Annotated in this window: 15 protein-coding genes; 8 read left to right on the forward strand and 7 right to left on the reverse strand. The window is 56.7% G+C overall.

Annotated elements, in window-relative coordinates; all coding sequences use genetic code 11:
- Window positions 1-47: 47 nt before the first annotated feature.
- Together KI242_RS04125 and KI242_RS04130 are read right to left on the reverse strand one after the other, a co-directional pair.
- Window positions 48-425: a RidA family protein gene (locus tag KI242_RS04125; protein WP_015634090.1), complete on the reverse strand. Its 378-nt coding sequence runs from the start codon at window positions 423-425 to the stop codon at window positions 48-50.
- Between the two features lie 26 nt (window positions 426-451).
- Window positions 452-1,588, reverse strand: a complete 1,137-nt coding sequence (locus KI242_RS04130) for an FAD-dependent oxidoreductase (RefSeq protein ID WP_194237224.1) — start codon at window positions 1,586-1,588, stop codon at window positions 452-454.
- A gap of 165 nt (window positions 1,589-1,753) precedes the next feature.
- Between KI242_RS04130 and KI242_RS04135 the strand changes: the two genes are divergently transcribed.
- The gene (locus KI242_RS04135) at window positions 1,754-2,383 is read left to right on the forward strand and encodes an XRE family transcriptional regulator (RefSeq protein WP_011059170.1); all 630 of its coding nucleotides are present in this window, start codon (window positions 1,754-1,756) and stop codon (window positions 2,381-2,383) included.
- A 169-nt stretch (window positions 2,384-2,552) separates the two neighbouring features.
- Here the strand turns inward: KI242_RS04135 and KI242_RS04140 are convergent, their stop codons facing one another.
- Together KI242_RS04140 and KI242_RS04145 are read right to left on the reverse strand one after the other, a co-directional pair.
- Window positions 2,553-2,990 (reverse strand): GNAT family N-acetyltransferase, encoded by a 438-nt coding sequence (locus tag KI242_RS04140; RefSeq protein ID WP_123473941.1) that lies wholly within the window; start codon window positions 2,988-2,990, stop codon window positions 2,553-2,555.
- Window positions 2,991-3,273: 283 nt separating this feature from the next.
- Entirely contained in the window at window positions 3,274-3,822 is a 549-nt protein-coding gene (locus KI242_RS04145) for a GNAT family N-acetyltransferase (protein WP_212805925.1), read from the reverse strand.
- A 156-nt stretch (window positions 3,823-3,978) separates the two neighbouring features.
- Between KI242_RS04145 and KI242_RS04150 the strand changes: the two genes are divergently transcribed.
- Together KI242_RS04150 and KI242_RS04155 are read left to right on the forward strand one after the other, a co-directional pair.
- Window positions 3,979-4,833 carry a helix-turn-helix transcriptional regulator gene (locus KI242_RS04150; protein ID WP_212805926.1) on the forward strand — a complete coding sequence of 285 codons (855 nt, stop codon included), beginning with the start codon at window positions 3,979-3,981 and terminating at the stop codon, window positions 4,831-4,833.
- 100 nt (window positions 4,834-4,933) lie between these two features.
- A complete protein-coding gene (locus tag KI242_RS04155) occupies window positions 4,934-5,458 on the forward strand; it encodes an XRE family transcriptional regulator (protein ID WP_169893960.1) in 525 nt (174 codons plus the stop codon).
- A gap of 65 nt (window positions 5,459-5,523) precedes the next feature.
- On the opposite strand, the gene KI242_RS04160 is transcribed toward KI242_RS04155, so the two are convergent.
- From KI242_RS04160 to KI242_RS04170, 3 genes are all read right to left on the reverse strand, one after another.
- Window positions 5,524-5,898: a DUF3077 domain-containing protein gene (locus KI242_RS04160; RefSeq protein WP_212805927.1), complete on the reverse strand. Its 375-nt coding sequence runs from the start codon at window positions 5,896-5,898 to the stop codon at window positions 5,524-5,526.
- A 923-nt stretch (window positions 5,899-6,821) separates the two neighbouring features.
- The gene (locus tag KI242_RS04165) at window positions 6,822-11,714 is read right to left on the reverse strand and encodes a type ISP restriction/modification enzyme (RefSeq protein WP_212805928.1); all 4,893 of its coding nucleotides are present in this window, start codon (window positions 11,712-11,714) and stop codon (window positions 6,822-6,824) included.
- Between the two features lie 499 nt (window positions 11,715-12,213).
- Complete coding sequence (locus KI242_RS04170; RefSeq protein WP_212805929.1) at window positions 12,214-13,038, reverse strand: hypothetical protein; 825 nt, start codon at window positions 13,036-13,038, stop codon at window positions 12,214-12,216.
- Between the two features lie 439 nt (window positions 13,039-13,477).
- Here KI242_RS04170 and KI242_RS04175 point away from each other — a divergent pair, with 439 nt between their 5' ends.
- The 5 genes from KI242_RS04175 (at window position 13,478) to KI242_RS04195 (ending at window position 19,401) form a co-directional block, all read left to right on the forward strand.
- The gene (locus KI242_RS04175; RefSeq protein ID WP_078469743.1) at window positions 13,478-13,705 is read left to right on the forward strand and encodes an AlpA family transcriptional regulator; all 228 of its coding nucleotides are present in this window, start codon (window positions 13,478-13,480) and stop codon (window positions 13,703-13,705) included.
- A 509-nt stretch (window positions 13,706-14,214) separates the two neighbouring features.
- Window positions 14,215-14,883, forward strand: a complete 669-nt coding sequence (locus tag KI242_RS04180) for an inovirus Gp2 family protein (protein WP_212805930.1) — start codon at window positions 14,215-14,217, stop codon at window positions 14,881-14,883.
- A 180-nt stretch (window positions 14,884-15,063) separates the two neighbouring features.
- Window positions 15,064-15,969, forward strand: coding sequence for a WYL domain-containing protein (locus tag KI242_RS04185; RefSeq protein ID WP_212805931.1), 906 nt, complete (start codon window positions 15,064-15,066; stop codon window positions 15,967-15,969).
- A 1-nt stretch (window position 15,970) separates the two neighbouring features.
- Window positions 15,971-18,049 (forward strand): RecQ family ATP-dependent DNA helicase, encoded by a 2,079-nt coding sequence (locus KI242_RS04190; RefSeq protein ID WP_212805932.1) that lies wholly within the window; start codon window positions 15,971-15,973, stop codon window positions 18,047-18,049.
- The gene (locus tag KI242_RS04195; protein ID WP_212805933.1) at window positions 18,046-19,401 is read left to right on the forward strand and encodes a DNA-processing protein DprA; all 1,356 of its coding nucleotides are present in this window, start codon (window positions 18,046-18,048) and stop codon (window positions 19,399-19,401) included. Before KI242_RS04190 ends, KI242_RS04195 begins: the two co-directional genes overlap by 4 nt.
- Window positions 19,402-19,425 lie beyond the last annotated feature (24 nt).

Raw genomic sequence — 19,425 nt, forward strand, 5'->3', positions numbered from 1 at the left:
GGCCGTGGTGGTCCTGGGCATCGCACTTGAGGACTGGGGCGGGTGACTCAGTTTTCGCCGACCCAGGCCTGGACTTCGATCTCGACATCGACCCCCAGCGCCAGTTGGGCGCTGACGGTGGAACGCACCGGGAAACCGTTCTTGAAGTGGCGCTGGTAGACCTCGTTGAAGCCGGCGAAGTGCTGCATGTCGGTGAGCCAGACAGTGCTCTTCACCACCTGGTCGAAGCTGGCACCGCATTCGGCCAGGGTCTCGCCGATGCGCGCCAGGGCGGCTTCGGTCTGCACGCGGATGTCGCCGTGCACCACTTCGCCTTCGGCGCTCATGGGCACCTGGCCGGAGAGGAACAGAAAGCCGCCGACCCGGATCGCCCGGGAAAAGGGGTAGGGCAGGTGGCTGGGATAACGCTGGATGTCATTGGACATGGCAAGGGCCTCGTGGGTTGGGTGGGTTAACGCAAGCGAGCGGGGGCCAGGGCCTGGGCATCGACGCCCTGGCTCAGCAGTTCTTCGGGGACCGGTTGCCCCAGCAGCAGGGCGCAGGCCAGTTGCGAGACGCCGGCCGCCGACTGGATGCCGTAGCCGCCCTGGGCGGCGAGCCAGAAAAAGCCTTCGCAACGGTCATCCCAGCCCACCACCAGATCGCCGTCGGCGACGAAGGAGCGCAGGCCGGCCCAGCTGTGGCGCGGGCGGCGGATGCTCAGGGAGGTGACGTTCTCGATGTGGTAGATGCCGGTGGCGATGTCCAGCTCTTCGGGCATCACGTCCTGGGGCGGCACCGGGTCGGCATTGGCCGGGGAGCCGAGCAACTGGCCGGCGTCGGGCTTGAAGTAGAAGCTTTCGTCGATGCCGATCACCGCCGGCCAGCGGCTGAAGTCTTCATCCGGTGGGCCATCGAAGGTGAAGGCGCTGCGCCGGCAGGGTTGCAGGCCGATGGGGGCCACGCCGCACAGCTGGGCCACGTCATCGACCCAGGCGCCGGCAGCGTTCACCAGATTGCGCGCCTGCAGTACACGGCCATCACTGAGTGTGAGGTTCCAGTGGCGGTCTTCGCGGCTGGCCTCGACGATCTGTATGTCGCACTCCAGCAGCCCACCGGCGCGGCGCATGGCCCGCAGGAAGCCCTGGTGCAGCGCGTGCACGTCCAGGTCCTGGGCGGCGGTTTCCAGCATCGCCCCGGCGACGGCCTCGGGGCGCAGGCAGGGCACCAGGGCCCGGGCCTGCTCCGCCGTGATCAGGCGCACATTGGCGGAGCGGGCGCGGGTTTCATCGTAGGTTTGCTGCAATTGGTCCAGCTGTTCCTCGCTGGCCACGTACAGGCAGCCACGGGGTTCCATCAACGGGTGTTCGCAGAAACCTTGCGGCGGCCGCTGGTAGAAAGCCCGGCTGGCGCGGGTCAGGGCCTGGATCTGCGGGGTGCCGTAGGCTTCCATGAACATCGCCGCCGAGCGCCCGGTGGAGTGGTAGCCCGGCTGCGATTCACGTTCCAGCACCAGCACGCTGGCCTGCCCGGCCAGGCGATAGGCCAGGGAAGCACCGGCAATACCGGCGCCGATGATGACGAAGTCGAAGCATTGGTTCGCGTGCATGCCGGGGTTCCTGAATCGCTGGGAAATGACTGGGGTCAAAATTCTCACATACGAGAAATGTAAGATATGAGAATTTTCCAGTCAACCCGGGGTCATGGGTTAATATTTCGCCACGTGCCCCGGCCAGCGTCGCGGTTGCCCTTATTTGCCAGACAGAGAGCCTCAATGAGTTCCGACCGAGCCCAGCCCGCCTCGAGCTCCCACGCCCATCCACTGATCGACCGGACCCAGGTCGGCGCACGCCTGCGGACCATTCGCAAAAACCAGAAGCTGACCCTCAAACAGCTCTCGGAACGCTCCGGCGTGGCGCTGTCGACCCTGTCGAAAATGGAGCTGGCCCAGGTCTCGGTCAGCTACGAAAAACTCGCCGCAGCAGCCCGCGCCCTGGGCGTCGACATCGCCCGGCTGTTCACCCCCGCGCCGAACCTGATCCAGACCGGCGGCGCCCAGGTGCAACCGACCGTGGTCAGCACCACCATCGCCGACGCCCCCGGCTACAGCACCGGCAATTACGACTATCACCCCATGGCCGGCGACTTTCCCGGGCGCAGCATGACCCCCATGTACGCGCGGATCTTTGCCCGCGAGCTGCAGCAGTTCGAGGATTACATCCGCCACCCCGGGCAGGAATTTGCCCTGGTGCTGTCGGGGCGTGTGCGAATTCAGTTCGAGACCGGGGAGGCCGTGAGCATCGGCCCGCAGGAGACTGCCTACTTCAACAGCAGCATTGGCCATATCTACCTGGCGGAAGGGGATGAGGATGCGGAAGTGATGGTGGTGATGTCGGAGCGTTGAGGCCCCTCACCATCGAGCAAGTCATCCACAACTCCCGATACAAGTGGTTAGGTTCAACCAGGACGTTTCGCACAATAGAAACAGACTCTGCGCCCTCCTGAGCCATAAGCGGTTGGAGTTGAAGGTAATTAGAACTGTTGTGCAACGCTCGAATTGTATTTGGCGCAGTTCAAATCCTGATCCTCGCCAGCATATCTTCGCCGTCTGCATCCATACCAACCTCGACAAATCCGAAACTGGAGTAGAACCCTTTAGCTACAATGTTGTTGGGGTTGTAGCAAATTTCAATTTCTTTCAAATCCGCGATCTGTTTTATTTCATGTAGGGCGAGGCCCAGCGCTACTCTACCGATGGATTTTCGCTGATGTTCTTTGTCCACCATAAAGCGCCAGATAGAAACTTTGCATTTTGACTCTTGCACCCACATAAAGAAGCCTACAGGCTCTCCATCCGCGATTATGGCGCGTGTGAAGTAACCTGGGTTGTACGCAGCCTCAACGAGCGACCAGGTATTACTTGCCACGTAGTCTTCCTGCTCTTCAGTAACCTCCAGTTCACAAATCGCTTCATAGTTTTTTTGCGTTACTTGGGTAAGTGAGATTTTCATAAAGTCTCCTGAACTGGGGTGTGGATAAGGCTCAATTAACTTTCACGGGCATTCAGTTCCTCCTGCGCCTTCGCCAGCAGCGCGGCGCTGTCCTGCGGCAGGCTTCGCACTCTAGCTGTTGCAGTTCGCGGCAGTTCTGGGGCAGCGGGGGATTCCGGTTAGCTTTCCGTGCAGCTCCAAGTAAGGTTTGAACTCCTCTGCGGCGTTCGTGCGGTATACGTCGTCACGCAGACTGCGTCCGTCGGTCGTTGCCGCCGTACACCGGGATCTTCGGTTTGTGCCCTTACTCTTTCGTATGTTCCAGCCATTCTTGGTAGGTGATACGGCTAATGTGTTCTGTCCGATAGTCTTGGAGGAACTGGTTGTATTTGTTTTCTTCCGTGTGATGAAAGCGAAAGCCACACTTCGATTGAGCAGCATAGGACTGGATGTTGTTGGCGAAGTAACCACACCAAAGTGCTTTGAGATTCAGGTTTCCAAAGGCGTGTCGCATCACTTCACGTACTGCTTCCGGAGTCAGGCCTTTGCCCCAGTACGGCACGCCGATCCAGTAGGCGATTTCACCTTCCTGCTCACTGATTTCAAAATTGCTGTTGCTGCCTATGAGAATGCCCACACAACCAACAGCACGGCGATTTTCCTTCAGTTCGACCGCGTACACCTCGGGGTGATTGAAGACCGTACGGATGATGTCGGCACTGTTCTCCACACTGGTATGGGGGGGCCAGCCAGCGATGGGACCGACTCGGGCGTCTTTGGCATATTCGTATAGATCGGCGGCGTCTGTGGCCTGCCAGGGGCGAAGCAAGAGTCGTTCTGTTTCAAGTGTCATGTCCTGTACCCGAATGGATTGGTTCGTTCGGGACAGAGTATTGGGAGACAGATCATCGGTACACGCCAGTACCTCGACTTTTTCGGTACTTTTCGAAACAGCTGCGCCAAGCGGTGATAGGATTTTGGCTCTTGTTTGTTGTAGCGCTGGGGCACTATGCATCACATTCCGAAACTTTCCGCTCCTGACGACTCGATGCGGATGGGAGAAACCACGCTAGCGGAAGGGCAAGGTTTACCGCTCTCCTTCGGTCACGCTTACTTGACGCTGCTGGTATGCCTCTGCGGTAGTGCCCACTTCACACTTAACTTCAAAGAGCATGCGGTTAGGCGTGGTGGTGTGATGCTGCTGGCTGAGGACACTATTGCCTTGCTCAAACGTCGCTCGCGCCGCTTCAAGGTGTTTTTCTGCCTTATGCCGAAAAGTTTTGCCGCGGAGGTTGCCTACCCGCTACCCAATACCTTGTTCGTATTTCTGCATGACCATCCTCATTGCATTCCATCCAAGGACGACATGCCGCTGATAGAGAGCTGGGTGACGCAGATGCGGAACATTGCGCAGACCTGTCCCACCTACCAACGCATCATGTTGCGCAATCAGCTGCAGAACCTCTTTCTGAAAATAGCCGAGCAACCTCCAGCCAACCAGATAGAAAACAGGGGATTCAGCCGGAAGGAAATGCTCAGTTGGCGCTTCTGGGAATTGATAGGCAAACATTGTGTGCGCCACAGAGATGTGAAGTTCTACGCCGACGCACTGAATATCACGCCGTTCTACCTGTCGCAGTTGACCAAAGCGTTTTTCAATGACACTCCCAAGGGCCTGATCGATCGGCAGGTAACCTTGGAGATCAAGGCTCTTCTTTCATACAGTGACTTGGCTATTGGCCGTGTGGCCGACGAACTGAACTTCGTCGACGCGTCTTACTTGTGTCGCTACTTCAAGCGCCAAACGGGAATTTCGCTCTCCCGTTATCGTAAGCACAAGAGAGAGGAGGGGGAGCAGGACTGACCTGCAATCGGAATAGAGAAGGGAAGGCGCACTATGGAAAAGGTTTCCCTCCTGGATATAACACTGATTCCAGCGCGCGATCGGTTGTCCATAGGACGAGCTGACCCTCAAACAGCTCTCGGAACGCTCCGGCGTAGCGCTGTCGACCCTGTCGAAAATGGAGCTGGCCCAGGTCTCGGTTAGCTACGAAAAACTCGCCGCCGCGGCCCGCGCCCTGGGCGTCGACATTGCCCAACTGTTTAGCCCGGCGCCGAACCTGATCCAGACCCGCAGCGCCCAGGTGCAACCGACCGTGGTCAGCACCACCATCGCCGACGCCCCCGGCTACAGCACCGGCCACTACGACTACCACCAGGTGGCCGGCGATTTTCCCGGGCGCAGCATGACCCCCATGTACGCGCGGATCTTTGCTCGCGAGCTGCAGCAGTTCGAGGATTACATCCGTCACCCCGGGCAGGAATTTGCCCTGGTGCTGTCGGGGCGTGTGCGGATTCAGTTCGAGACCGGGGAAGCGGTGAGCATTGGCCCGCAGGAAACGGCCTACTTCAACAGCAGCATTGGCCATGTCTACCTAGCGGAAGGGCAGAAGGATGCGGAGGTGATGGTGGTTATGTCGGAGCGCTGAAGCCCCCACTCATCAAGCGACAGCACGACAGACTGTGCTGCCGCGCCGTGTTGTCGCGGGGAGTTCTACTTCAGCGTTGGCCTGTGGCGACTGCCGTCGAGCAAGGCATCCACCACGGCCCGGGCCATCTCCACCGAGTGCACCAGGGACCAGATCAGGCCGCGTTCAATGCCGCTGCCGCGTTCGGTGATTTCATCGGAGACTTCTTCGGCGCTTTTCAGCAGCAGAGAGACGTGGAGCAGGGCTTCTTCGGCGCTGATGCCGCCGCGTACCGAGAACAAGGAGTCGCGACTTACTGGGGTGCTGATGGTTTTTTTCAGTGACTGGATCAGAGAAGCATCGGCAGGCTGAAGTGACAGTTTTTGCCGGATCTGCTGATTGGCCAGATCGTGGTCAGGGTTTCTAACGCGGTGGGGCGGATCGGGGACGAGCTTTTTCATGGCGTAACTCCTAGTACAGAGATAGGAGCCTTCACCGTCGCTGCTAAACGATAGGGTGGCGGCCGTTCGCAGGTTAGCAGACCGGTGTACTAGGAACCCGGCGCACCCGAGGGTGCCCTGCGCACGGCCGCCATAAAGCGGAGCCAAAAAAAGCGCCACGTAATGGGGGCGCCATGCGCCTAGTTACACGTCGAGCTGCTAAACCCGGTCACTGAATGTGCAGTGACGGATCGAGGCTAGCCAGGGTGAGGGGGTAGGCGCAAGCGGCTAGGAGTTTCTAGGAAAGTTCGCACAATAGAAAGAGACTTAACGCCGCTTTTGGGGAGCGAAGGCGCGGTCTGAGTGGGGTGGCGTTTCGGTTTTTAACCTCAAGCATCTCCCTGTCAGAGGAAGAGTTTCACTCCCTTTCGACTTCGGTCCTGTGTTTCGCCAACCAAGTTTTTCTCTGTGTGCAGTCTGGCATGACGCGCTCGAAGTGTAGCCAGGACTCGGGTGTGTCATTTCATACACGACCACATACTCTGCTGCTTGGGCAGCAGGGCGCTTTCCAGTTCAGGCGTGTATGGGCCCATACAAGCTCATAGGGGCTCATAGAATTTTTAGCCGAGTTTATAGACCGCCCAGTGTCGTTGCTGTAGCAGAGCGCCTTTATCTTTCATGCACCTAAGTAGCTTTACCGCCTGATCAGACGAGAGCCGGCGCAGATCTATAACTTCCGTACGCTGTACCTGCCCCTGCTGCTGCATATAGTTCAACATCATCATTACGAAACAATCGAAGTTCATGTTATGCCGCGGACCAGCAGAGGAACCGGCGTCGATGTCCCGTCCTTTGCAGGAGCGAAGCTGGACTGCCTTGGTTGGGAAAAGGAGGCCCAACCAAGGTAGTAGTTGACTGAATGTTTAGCGTTTTATCGGACTTAACTATTTATCTGTACCGATATCGAGTTTGGGCAGCGCCTTGACGATTTTCTGGGTTTCCACGCTCACTGTGACCACGCGCTGGAACAGCTCCAGTGGGTACTTGGGGGTGCCCATAGTTTCCACTGCCCAATCGTTAGCATCGTTGACGATGCCGCTGGCCTTGTCGGTACGCACCGCTTGGCGATCCATCACCCAATCCAGTGCTGGCTTGCCGTTGACCACGTATTCCCAAGCTGCCTCGGGGATCCCCTTGAGGGTGATGCGGTGGTTGTAGATGACTGTGCTTTTGTCTCCTTTCTTAGCGAACTTCATCTTTTCCACCCGGTAATCGGCGCCATTCAACGAGCCCCTGGCCTCGATGGTCAGGGGATAGGGTTCGACGGTGTCGTAGTTCAGGTGGAGATCGGCCAAGGCGCGGCCTGCCTTGCTGAAGGCCCAGAAGTCGGCAGCCTTTTTCACAGCCGGGATGCGCGGTAGCTCTTTACTCAAATTGTCGGAAAAGCGCTCACGGTAGTCCGAGGAATGGAGGATTCCGTAGACGTAGTAAAACAGGTCCTCCTTGCTGATCTGCTCACCTGGGTAGGCCGCGTGGAAGTGAGACTGGCCTGTGTCCGTGATAGCCTCACGGCGGCGCAAGCCGCCCTCAACCGGCTCAGCGAAAAGGTCGTCATCGCAAGCCTGAGCGGCTTCGTCGTAGAGGTAGAGGGGGAAGCATTGACCACCGCCGTCAGGCTGCAAGCAGGTAACGCTATCGACCATATAAGCAATCTGGCCATCGCCCCGCCAATTTCCCTTAACCATGATGGCTCTGTTTTCAGATGTGGCGTCTGGGAAGATGCGCGGCATCTGGTAGACCATCTCGTTGAAACGACGATTGAAGTACAGCCATTGCTTGGTGAAGGGGCGATATAGACCGGGCACCATGCAGTCGGCGTCGAAGGCATAGCTGCGATCTCTGCCAAGATCCTGTTTCAGTGCGCGAGTCCAGCTGATACGGGTCGGATTAGTGTCTATGAAACCATCAACTTTCGCCTGCCGTGCTTTGGTATCCATCCCCGGATGCGCCGCATTGAAGCGCTCCACCTCGGTATTGTAGAAGTCAATCATGCTGCTCATATTGACTTCCAGCTTGTGCTTGCTGGTGTTGTAGGCCCAGGAGTCTCGGCCGGTCGCAACACCCAGTGAGAAGCTGTCAAATAGCTTGGGCGCATCGCCCTTCTTATCTCCCATCAAGATGAACTGGCTGAAACTATCGTCGCGCTGTTTGAGCCAGTCACCATGCTCATCCGGGGTGATTGATTGCCAGTGTTCGATACCGGCCACGCTGACGTAGTTGGCGATCTTCTCCAGCTTTTCTTCGCGGCTGAGATAGTCGCCAATGTCATGGAAATAAATCTGCCCATGTGTCTGCGCCTCGGGATTCTTGACCAGAAGCGAGATGGCGATGGGGGTACGGCTGCCACTGCCGAAAATTTTGCCCCCTTCCTTCCGAGAGATTTCGCCGCTGGTGCGTTGATTGCCTCGCAGATGGAACACATAGAGGCTAGAGAACTCCTCCGCCAAGCATTTGCGCATGCCGTCGGAAGACGTTGATTCCAAGTATCCAGCATTGGTGACAAAGCCGATCACACCCGCGTCGCCAATACGATCGCTGGCCCAGCGGATCGCACGGATATAGCTGTCATATATATTCTTCACGGACGTCATTGAGGAGCGTGCTGCGTAAGTAGAAGCGATGCAGGCATCGAGCGATGGGTAAGCGAGATTCGTGTTGTTGTCATTTGCACTACCTTGCCCAATAGAATAGGGGGGATTACCCACAATCACCCGAATATCCAAATCCTTCTGGCGTCTACGCCGGGCGCTGTTGTCCTCTAGTAGTGCATCTACCAAATCGTCCTTCTCATACATCTGAAAAGTATCGGTCAGGCAGATACCTTCAAATGGGGTGTACTCGTCGATCACTTCGCCGTGATAGGCAGCTTCGATATTGATGGCTGCAATGTAGTAGGCCAGCAGCACCAGTTCGTTGGCATGGATCTCATGCTTATATTTGTGCGGCAACTCTTCCGGTTTGATCAGCCCCGACTGGATCAGGCGTGTGATGAACGTCCCTGTGCCGGTAAAAGGGTCGATGATGTGGACGCCCTTACTGCCTAGAGTTTGGCCGAACTCCTGTTGCAGCAGGTGGTTGACGCTGTGGAGGATGAAGTCCACCACCTCGACCGGGGTGTAAACGATGCCCAAGCGCTCGGTCATCTTGGGGAAGGCGTTGCGGAAGAACTTGTCGTAGAGCTCGACAATGATCTTCTGCTTGCCTTGGGCGTTGTCGATGCCGGCAGCTCGTTGACGAACGCTGGCGTAGAAGTTTTCCAGTGTGTCGGCTTCCTTGGCCAGGTGATGCTCATGGAGCGCGTCCAGCACGCCTTGCATGGCTTTGGACATGGGGTTGTTGCTGGCAAAGCTGTATTCCTCGAACAGCGCATCGAACACAGGCTTGGTTACCAGATGCTGGGCAAGCATTTCGACGATCTCGGCATCGCTGATGCTGTCGTTGAGATCATCACGCAGCTCAGCGGCGAAGGCCTCGAAAGTCGCTCTCTCCTGGGTATATTCAGGGTTCTCCAAAATTCCCTGGATACGGTCGATATGGGTGCGGGCGATCTTGGCGATATCGTTGGCCCAGTCTTCCCAGTGGTGTCGGTTGCCGCACTTGTCGACGATCTTGGCGTAGATGGCCTTCTCGATTTCCCCCACCTCATAGGCTAGCTCGGCCTGCTGGGTCATCTGGCCTTCGACATCGTACTTAGCGCGTTTCTCACCAATGCCGTACTGGCCTTTGCCTACCTGGCCGTTGCTGGTGCCGCTAGCTTTCCTGGTCTTTTTCTCGGCCTTGTCGGTGATGGCTATGACTTCCATCTTGCGCGGGTCAGAGCCGATCAGGTCGAGCTTATTGACCATGGCGTCGAAGCTGTCGTCGTGCGAGCGCAATGCCTGAAGCACCTGCCAGACCACTTTGTAGGTCTGGTTGTCATTGAGCGCTTCGTGGGGCTCCATGCCGGCCGGAATGACCACGGGCAGCACCACGTAGCCGCGCTTCTTACCCGGTGCGTTGCGCATCACCCGGCCCACCGATTGCACCACGTCCACCTGGGAATTACGCGGGGTGAGGAAGAGCACGGCGTCCAGCGCCGGTACGTCCACACCTTCAGAGAGGCAGCGGACATTGCTGAGGATACGGCAGGTGTTGGCTGGCGGTTCTTCCTTAAGCCAGTTGAGCTTGGCTTCCTTGGCACTGGCGTTCATGCCGCCATCGACGTGTGCGGCTTCGCAGATGATGCGTGAAGCCTCATCGATGTTTTCTGACTCCTGATAAGCCTCCACCACCGACTGGAACATGCTGGCGATATTGATTGAGCTGACCTTGTGCTTGGTGCCTTTGTAGTTGGGCGAGATGACCTGGCAGAAAGCTACAGCGCGCCTCATGGGCTGATCATCACCCACCAAGTTTTCGGCCAATCCCTGCTTGGCCAGCGCCTTCCAGCAACCGACTATCTTGGCGGCATCGTCTACCTTGAGCTGGTTGTTCTCGTCCTTCAGCATCTCCTGAAGGCGGCGGCTGATGGTGCTCTCCTCGACGGTGAGTACCAGCACCTTGTAATCGGTGAGCAGGCCGCGCTGAACGGCCTCGGAGAAGTTGATGACGAACAGCTCTTTGCCGTAGAGCGCTTCGTCATCCATCGAGCACAGGGTGACTTCGCCGGACTCGGCCTTGAGCTTGGCGTTGTCACCGTAGATGCGCGGCGTGGCGGTCATGTACAGCCGTTTGGTGGCGCGGATGTAGTCGGCATCATGAACGCGCACAAAGTTGCTTTCGTCATCGTCGCCAAAGGTGGCACCCGTGGTGCGGTGCGCTTCGTCGCAGATCACCAAATCGAAAGCGGCCAGATCATGATCAGCCTGGGCGCGGCTGATCACGTCAATGGAGTGATAGGTGGAAAACACCACGCTCATGTGTTCGGCATCATGGCGCTTGAGCATTTCCGCTGCGAGGCGATCTGCCTTAGTGGTGGCCGGATAGCGTAGCTCGTGGGTGAACACCTGAACCGTGTCATCCTCTGCTTTGCGCTTCTTGCCTACGTCGCTGTCGGAGCAGACGGCAAAGCTGTGGAGCGGTGTTGCGCTTTCCTGCGTCCATTCGGTGAGAGTCTGCGACAGTAGCGACAGGCTGGGTACCAGAAACAGTACGCGCTTGCCCTTGCCGGCCTGCTGCTCGGCAATTTTCAGGCTGGTGAAGGTCTTGCCGGTGCCGCAGGCCATGATCAGCTTGCCGCGTTCGGCGTCCTTTAGGCCAGCGGCCACGGCATTCAGCGCGGTTTGCTGGTGCTCGCGCAGCTGCTTCTTGGCCTTGAGCGCGACGGCTTGATGGGGCTGGTATTTGGCCCAGTCTATCTGGCTGTCTTCCAGGGCTTGCAGGTCGATTTTACTGACCGGAGGCTGCTGGCCCTGCAACGCGTCCTCGGCGTGCTCGCTCCAGTTGTTGGTGGTGGCTACGATGATGCGGTACGAGAATGGTGCCTTGCCCGATGCAGTGAAGAAGCTGTCGATGTCCTTCTTCTGGACTTTGTAGTCCTCGGAATACAGCTTGCACTGGATCGCGTGGTATTGGCCTGTGCCCTGGGTGCGAGCCACTAAATCAATTCCCGCATCTTTGCCGCTGAGGCTTTGCTCCTTCGCCCACTCCGCATATGTCCATACCTTGTCGTACAGGTCGCGGTAGGTGGCTTCGTTGCGCAGGTAAGTGCAAACCAGCTCTTCGAAGTAAGTACCTTTTTCGCGTTCGGTGACAGACGCGCTGCGGTAGGTGTTGAGCAAAGCGGATAAGGCTGACATCGGCAGGAATTCCTTTTGAACTACGCGTGGCGCATTGCAGACGCCAAATCTGCGCAGTTTAGCAATTCAGCCCGTACTCATGCGAAGCGATGGTGCTTGTACTGGTTTCAAGGGGTGCGGCTGAGTGTATGAGCGCGCATTCAGTTTTTTATCGAGTCCAAATAGTCAGCCAGGACAGCATCATTTCATGCCGCTCCGGCAAGAAGGTGGGTTGATCGTACCCACGTGCCAATGGTTTTTTTATCGTGTGAGCAAGCTGATGAGCGCTTTATGTCCCCATCAACCGTGGGATGCCCTGGGATTAGGTGGGAAAACGCGGGCAAGAAAAAAGCCGTAAAGCTTTGATTTCTCTAGGCTTTACGGCTTTTCTGGGTCTTCCTGGGAAGACTAAATGGTGGGCCGGGGTAATCTGAACAGGTCCAATAACTTCATGATTTTATTGTAGAAAATAAGTTTGTTTTTTTGTTTGGAATACCGTTTGGAATACTGGATTCCGTACTTAAGCCTTGTGGAGCATCTGTCCAAGATGCAAGCCCGTCTCTGCCTCGTTGAGGATTAGCTGTTCGAGGATTTTCGTCCTAGACAGCTTATGTTCCTTGGCAAGTTTATCGAGGGCGGCGTTGACATCTTTGGTGAGTACAAAATTGTACTGCTTCTTGTTGGGCGAATTCTCTCGCGTCTTTCGGGTGCTCCAACTCCGTTTGATTTTGAAAACGTAGAGCTCCTTTTCACCTTGGGTCGCGTCATGACGGTCGAAAAATTCCAGTAGCTCGCTATGGCGTGCGAAAGGGGGCTCATTTCGGGTTTGTTGAGGCAGGTGCTTCTTCATCCACTCCCATGCCATCAAGCATTTTGATTTCTCGTCCTCTTCCTTGAACCACCTAAATAGTTCGTCGTGCTGCAGATGCTCTCGCCACGCATATTCAAGGTCGATCAGCGCCATTTTCTTGTCGCTTAAGCGGGCGCTCCACAGATCAAAAATAGCAATTACTTGCTGCCGTATCGGCAATGTTGTGAGCGGCTGGGGAAGTCGTCTTTCGCCTACAACTTGCAGGGCTTTGCGTACCAGCCAGTTCGGCTGCCGTCCATCTTTCGCAACCCCGCGGAATTCGTCTTCGGAAAGAAACTGGGTGTCCTTGGCATGCTCAAGTGCTGCTATGAGCTTTGGGGTGAGGTGCCCAGCTATCTGCTGGCGCATGACTAAGCTGTTGAGCTGGCAGTCGTCAAAGTCAATCCCGTCATTTGACAGTGCATTCCATAGCCAAGTTATCTCCCTTGCCGGCATCTTCATAAGCCGACCGAGTGCGCTTTCACCTCTGCTCATTTCCTTTTCCTAGTATCTATCTAGTCTGATTATAGATCGTTAATAGCGTTAATCTATAACAGTTTATAGATGTTTTCTAGGTTGTTTATAGATGACATTAAGTGATGCGAAACACCCTGTATTCGAGGCGTTCGTGGCTTTTTAAGATCTACCCGTGCTATCACACACTCCATCCGCTGGATAAGCGACTGATGGCAAAGGTTGTGACAATCTTGAGTTTCTGCCCTGATGCAACCGCATGAGCTGGTTGCGGGAGTCCAGGCAGAGATCGATGGCGAGCGCTTGCTGTTGCTTCAGCGAGGCCAAATGCAATATTGAGAAGGGCAAGGTGCTAGTGCGGGAGCAGGGCCGAGCTCCTATGCGTTTCGTTCTGTCGGGTGGCAGAAAGTTTTTCCTAACTGCTCCTGCAGATCCTCTGAGCTAATAGAGGAGCCTGCTCATGAGGATCATTCGTCTAAAAGAAGTCATCGACTCGACCGGTCTGGCACGGTCGACCATCTACAAATTCATTACCCTGGACACCTTTCCGAAGCCGGTCTCTCTGGGAGATCGATGCGTTGGATGGGTGGAAAGCGAGGTGCACGACTGGATCCTGGCAAGGATTGAAGAGCGCGACCTAGCTGAGAGTGCTTCAGCCCGATCTGGCCGTCTGAGTATGGCCAGCTAGAAACTAATCATAGCGCCATGACCGGCTGCGGCTGGTCATGGCGTTTATGTCGGGTTGGTCCATTGGTGCCCATGGACCAAACAAGGGGGCTCCCGCTAGGTCGAGCGATGCTGCTCCACATTGCTCGGTCTCTTGGGAGGCAAGCTTTCTTGGGGCAGAGCTTCTGAACGATGATTTGTTTCCGGAGTGAGGCTAAGTCCAAAAATGCCGGTGTGGCTTGAGCATTCGGGATTGGTTTCCCGAGCCGGTCGAGAGAGCCATTCTCGGTGCGGGTATTATGCTTTTAATAGTACTTATTACCCGTAGGGTTGGGAGGTTTGTGACATGGAGCTATGCATTTACCTGATGGGCTATCACCTGTACGGTTCCCACCTAGCCAACTGATACACAGCCAAGCACCGACCTATCTACTCAATAGAGGGATCAGGCAAGAAAATCATGGAGAGGTAACGGTTAAAAAGTACTCACCAGACGCAGCTTATGAAACTCAGCCCGAGGAGTAGTAACCCATGCGTCGACATCCAGATAACTCCAACCTCCACCTGTACTACGAACCCATCTACGAGGGCCTGCCAACGATGATCGAGGCCGGCCCCTTCATCCTCCAGTACATTTCCTCTCTCAAGCGCACCATAGGCTTGGCACTGGCTCAATACCCGAGAGTGTTGGCCTTTAGAGCTGATCTTCGGCTACCACAGGGTATCGATCTGTCTGAGTGCACCTACACGAATCAGGTCATCAGTAGGTTCATCGAATCTTTCAAGGCGAAGATTGAGCACAACCGTGAGAAGGCTCGTGATCGGAACCAGTATGCCCATGACTGCAAGGTTCGATACGTCTGGGCTAGGGAGTTAGGGGAGGGGCGACGACCGCACTACCATCTGCTGATCCTGCTTAACCGTGATTCCTTCTACACGTTGGGTCGGCTACGTTCTGAGAGGGCCAATAATATCAGCCGCCTGGAAGAGGCCTGGGCCAGTGCTCTGAGGCTGTCAGTGGACGAAGTGAGAGGGTTGGTCCATATCCCTGGGAATGCTGAATACCGAATAGACCGGAATGTCTGTCCAGGTGATGCTGACGAGTTACCAGCGCTATTCCATCGTGCCAGCTACCTCTGCAAGGCGGCTACGAAGTCGTACGGTGGTCGTCAGCGTGGATTCGATACCAGTAGGGGATAGCTGGTATTGCCGTCTGTTAGTGGTCGCCGAGTGGTGAGTTATCAGGAGCTCTCAGCGGTGCATGGTTATCATGGTGATCATGATTCGATCATCATAGTGATATTGTCTTCGTATTTTTGTAGGTATTATGCATCTACAAATTCCCGGAAGCGCATACGCTAACCCGAACGAGCCCGTCAGATGTCGAACCAGCAGCTTTCAGATCTAACTCAGCCACAACGTGATCGTCTCGCGTTCGTAGAGTTGCGCGTCCGTTTTATTGGCGAGATACGCCGCCAGGACCTGGTGGTGCGGTTTGGCATCCAATCCGCCGCCGCATCAAGGGATCTGGCGCTGTATAAGGAGTTGGCCCCAGGCAATATCGACTACGACGCCAAGGGCAAGTCTTACGTCCTTGGGCCGGACTTTCAGCCGGTCTTCGACTTTCTCCCGGCGCGGGTACTTTCGTGGCTAACCCAGGGCTTTGGCGACGGTGAGCCAATGCGCCTCAAAGCGTCGGTTTCGAGTGAGAGCCCGTTACGTTTCACGCACCCGGATCTGGATGTGCTGGCGAGTGTGACTAGGGCAATCCATCAGGAGTGCCCGCTGGGCATCGAGTACCACTCCATCTCCAGTGGTTGCACCGAGCGGGAAATCGTACCGTTTGCGCTGATCGACAATGGCCTGCGCTGGCATGTCCGCGCCTACGACCGTAAGTCGCAGGAGTTCCGGGACTTCGTCGTTACCCGGATCAAACGGCCGACCTTGATGAAGGGGGAATGTGTTCAGCTCCATGAACGCAGCGACCAGGACATTCAATGGACTCGAATCGTCGAGCTGGAAATAGTGCCGCACCCCGATCAGTCATGCCCCGAAATCACTCAGATGGATTACGGGATGGTTGACGGCTCACTGCGAATGAAACTGCGCGCTGCCACCGCCGGTTACATCTTGCGCCAGTGGAGCGTTGACTGTTCATCCGACCACAGCTTGCGTGGTGACGAATACAGATTGTGGCTGAAAGACCATCTGGCGCTCTACGGCGTCAAGAACGCGGTATTGGCCCCGGGCTACCGCTTGCCCGATAAGAATAAAGGAGTGCAATAACGTGGCCTACGATCCAAAACGCGCGCTGGAACTTCTTCGGATCGGCTCCGGGCGTGCTGATGCTACTTTCCGCGATGGCCAGGAAGATGCCATTCGCCACATTGCCGAAGGCAAAGGCCGCTTGTTGGTCGTGCAGAAGACAGGATGGGGTAAGAGTTTTGTCTACTTTATCGCGACCGCGCTGCTGCGCGAGGCCGGTGCTGGGCCTGCGTTGTTGATCTCGCCGCTGCTGGCGCTGATGCGAAACCAAATCACTGCGGCGGAGCGAATGGGCGTTCGCGCCGCCACGATCAACTCCGACAACATGGATGACTGGACGGCAGTCGAGGGCAAACTGTCCAGGGGGGAAATCGACATTCTGTTGATCTCGCCCGAGCGCCTGGCAAACGAGCGCTTCCGCACCCAGGTATTGGCGGGTATCGCCGCACAGATTTCAATGTTGGTCATCGACGAAGCGCACTGCATTTCTGATTGGGGGCACGACTTCCGTCCTCACTACCGGCTGCTGGAGCGTATCGTTAAGACGCTGCCGCCCAATCTTCGACTCCTTGCTACGACGGCTACGGCGAACAATAGGGTCATGGAAGATCTCGCTGCGGTGCTCGGGCCCAAGATCGATGTGTCCCGGGGTGATCTTAATCGCACCTCGCTTTCTTTACAGACCATCCGCTTACCCAGCCAAGCCGAACGCCTTGCATGGCTGGCGGAGCAACTCGCCACGTTGCAAGGTCACGGCATCATCTACACGTTGACGGTGCGTGACGCCAATCAAGTGGCTGAATGGCTGAAGACCCAGGGCTTCAACGTAGAGGCCTACACTGGTGAGACCGGTGATCGCCGAGAGCAGCTTGAGCAGGCGCTACTCAACAACCAGGTCAAAGCGCTGGTTGCCACGACGGCTTTGGGGATGGGGTATGACAAGCCCGACCTGGCATTTGTCATCCACTACCAGATGCCGGGTTCGGTGGTCGCCTACTACCAGCAGGTCGGTCGTGCGGGACGTGCACTGGACTCCGCCTACGGGGTGCTGCTCAGCGGTGAGGAAGAGTCTGACATCACTGACTGGTTTATCCGGAGTGCCTTCCCGACCCGACAAGAAGTGGCCGATGTTCTGGAGGCGCTAGAAGAAGAACCCAACGGTTTGTCCGTTCCTGAGATGCTAGGCCGACTCAATCTCAGCAAGGGGCGTGTTGAGAAGACGATTGCACTGCTTTCGCTCGAAGCACCAGCGCCCATAGCCAAGCAAGGCAGTAAGTGGCAGCTTACGGCGGCAACGTTGAGCGAAAGCTTTTGGGGGCGAGCGGAACGGCTCACTGCATTGCGGCGTGACGAACACCAGCAGATGCAGGAATACGTTGGTCTGCCGTTTGGCGATCACATGGGGTTCCTGATCGGCGCACTCGACGGTGATCCAACTGTTGTAACGGAACCTGCCTTACCGCCATTGCCTACAACTGTGGATACCGAGCTGGTCAAAGCTGCCGTTTCGTTTCTTCGTCGAACCAGCTTGCCCATTGAACCGCGCAAGAAATGGCCGGACGGCGGGATGCCCCAGTACGGCGTTAAGGGATTCATTACTCCCGCCCATCAGGCCGAATCCGGCAAAACGCTATGCGTTTGGGGGGATGCTGGTTGGGGCGGGCTGGTTCGGCAAGGTAAGTACCACGATGGCCGTTTTTCCGACGACCTTGTTACTGCTTGCGTGAAGATGATCCGCGACTGGAGTCCGCAACCGACCCCGACCTGGGTGACCTGCGTTCCTTCGCTTCGGCATCCTGGTTTGGTACCCGATTTCACGCAACGCTTGGCTGCTGCACTGGGTCTGCCGTTTCACATGGTCATCACGAAAACAGACGCAAGGCCCGAACAGAAAACGATGGCAAACAGTACACAACAGGCGCGCAACATTGATGGCTCGCTCGCACTTAACGGCCAGATCATCCCTCCTGGCCCGGTCCTCTTGGTTGATGACATGGTCGATTCGCGCTGGACGCTGACGGTGTCTGCGTGGTTACTGCTCAAGAACGGTAGTGGCGCGGTTTGGCCGATGGCCCTTTCACAGACGGGGCACGACGAATGACGCCGGTCCTATCACCCAACACGCAGGCGATCCTGCTACTGACTGCGCCGCTCATTGCCGGACGCGGAACCGCGTCATCCGATCTACTCTCGCCCGGGGAATACAAACGCCTCGCCCGTCATTTGCGCGAAATCCAACGGCAACCATCCGATCTCATCTCGTCAGGCGCGGCTGAGATCCTGCGTGCCTGCCAGCCGGTGATTGACGAAAGCCGTTTGCAGCGGTTGTTGGGACGCGGATTCCTGCTGAGCCAAGTGGTTGAGCACTGGCAGGCACGTGCCATTTGGGTGGTTAGCCGTGCCGACGCCGAGTATCCGCGTCGCTTGAAGGCACGTCTTCGCGAAGACTCGCCAGCTGTACTCTACGGCTGTGGTGACATGAGTTTGCTTGAATCTGGTGGGCTTGCTGTCGTCGGGTCGCGTCATGTGGACGAATCTCTGATCAACTACACGATGGCAGTTGGTCGGCTCGCTGCTCAAGCAGGGAGAGCGCTTGTCTCAGGCGGTGCCAAAGGTATCGATCAAGCCGCGATGCGCGGGGCCTTGGAGGCAGGTGGAAAGGTTTGTGGTGTTCTGGCTGACAGCCTCGAAAAGACAACCATGAACCGCGAGCACCGCAATCTGTTGCTTGATGGCCAGCTAGTGCTGGTTTCGCCCTACGACCCGAATGCCGGGTTCAACGTCGGTCATGCCATGCAGCGGAACAAGCTGATTTACGCATTGGCCGATACGTCCCTCGTAGTGAGTTCCGACTTTAACAAAGGTGGTACTTGGGCGGGCGCAGTCGAGCAGCTCGACAAGCTCAAGTTCGTCCCTGTCTTCGTTCGACCGACGAGCGACTCTTCTGTGGGGCTGGAAGGTTTGCGAAAGAAAGGCGCGCGTCTCTGGCCGAACCCGCAAGACGTGGATTCGTTCGAAGCGGTGTTCAACGTAGTGATGCCGACACAGGCGGCCGCCACACAGGTTGGTTTTGCGCTGTTTTCGAACGATGGGCCATCGCCAACTGACTCCAAGCCAACGGCATCTTTAGACGTTATTTCCGATGTGCAATTAGCAGTTGCGACCTCGGAAGAGCTGCCGCCAGTCACACCAGAGTGCGTGGCACCGATGGAAGAGGCTAAGGGATCTCCGCAGCCGGAATCGACCCCTGCTGAAATGCTCTTCGCCGCTGTGCGCCCTGTTATTCAGCAGCTCTTGAATGCACCGATGAAAGACGTCGAGGTGGCCGCCGCGCTGGACATCTCAAACGCGCAGGCCAAGGCCTGGCTACAGCGTCTCGTCGACGAAGGATTGATCGAGAAGCAGAAGAAGCCACTGGGTTACATCGCTAAGCAGTCCAACCTTTTCGGCTAAACAGTGAAGAATATGTACGTATAC

Source organism: Pseudomonas sp. Eqa60, from assembly GCF_018326405.1.
Taxonomy (GTDB): domain Bacteria; phylum Pseudomonadota; class Gammaproteobacteria; order Pseudomonadales; family Pseudomonadaceae; genus Aquipseudomonas; species Aquipseudomonas protegens.

Excerpts from the sequence above, each read along its gene's own strand:
- KI242_RS04150 (WP_212805926.1), top strand. The coding sequence starts at position 3,979 with ATGCATCACATTCCGAAACTTTCCGCTCCTGACGACTCGATGCGGATG.
- KI242_RS04140 (WP_123473941.1), bottom strand. The coding sequence starts at position 2,990 with ATGAAAATCTCACTTACCCAAGTAACGCAAAAAAACTATGAAGCGATT.
- KI242_RS04185 (WP_212805931.1), top strand. The coding sequence starts at position 15,064 with ATGTCGAACCAGCAGCTTTCAGATCTAACTCAGCCACAACGTGATCGT.
- KI242_RS04135 (WP_011059170.1), top strand. The coding sequence starts at position 1,754 with ATGAGTTCCGACCGAGCCCAGCCCGCCTCGAGCTCCCACGCCCATCCA.
- KI242_RS04145 (WP_212805925.1), bottom strand. The coding sequence starts at position 3,822 with ATGACACTTGAAACAGAACGACTCTTGCTTCGCCCCTGGCAGGCCACA.
- KI242_RS04125 (WP_015634090.1), bottom strand. The coding sequence starts at position 425 with ATGTCCAATGACATCCAGCGTTATCCCAGCCACCTGCCCTACCCCTTT.
- KI242_RS04195 (WP_212805933.1), top strand. The coding sequence starts at position 18,046 with ATGACGCCGGTCCTATCACCCAACACGCAGGCGATCCTGCTACTGACT.
- KI242_RS04165 (WP_212805928.1), bottom strand. The coding sequence starts at position 11,714 with ATGTCAGCCTTATCCGCTTTGCTCAACACCTACCGCAGCGCGTCTGTC.
- KI242_RS04160 (WP_212805927.1), bottom strand. The coding sequence starts at position 5,898 with ATGAAAAAGCTCGTCCCCGATCCGCCCCACCGCGTTAGAAACCCTGAC.
- KI242_RS04175 (WP_078469743.1), top strand. The coding sequence starts at position 13,478 with ATGAGGATCATTCGTCTAAAAGAAGTCATCGACTCGACCGGTCTGGCA.
- KI242_RS04130 (WP_194237224.1), bottom strand. The coding sequence starts at position 1,588 with ATGCACGCGAACCAATGCTTCGACTTCGTCATCATCGGCGCCGGTATT.
- KI242_RS04180 (WP_212805930.1), top strand. The coding sequence starts at position 14,215 with ATGCGTCGACATCCAGATAACTCCAACCTCCACCTGTACTACGAACCC.
- KI242_RS04170 (WP_212805929.1), bottom strand. The coding sequence starts at position 13,038 with ATGAGCAGAGGTGAAAGCGCACTCGGTCGGCTTATGAAGATGCCGGCA.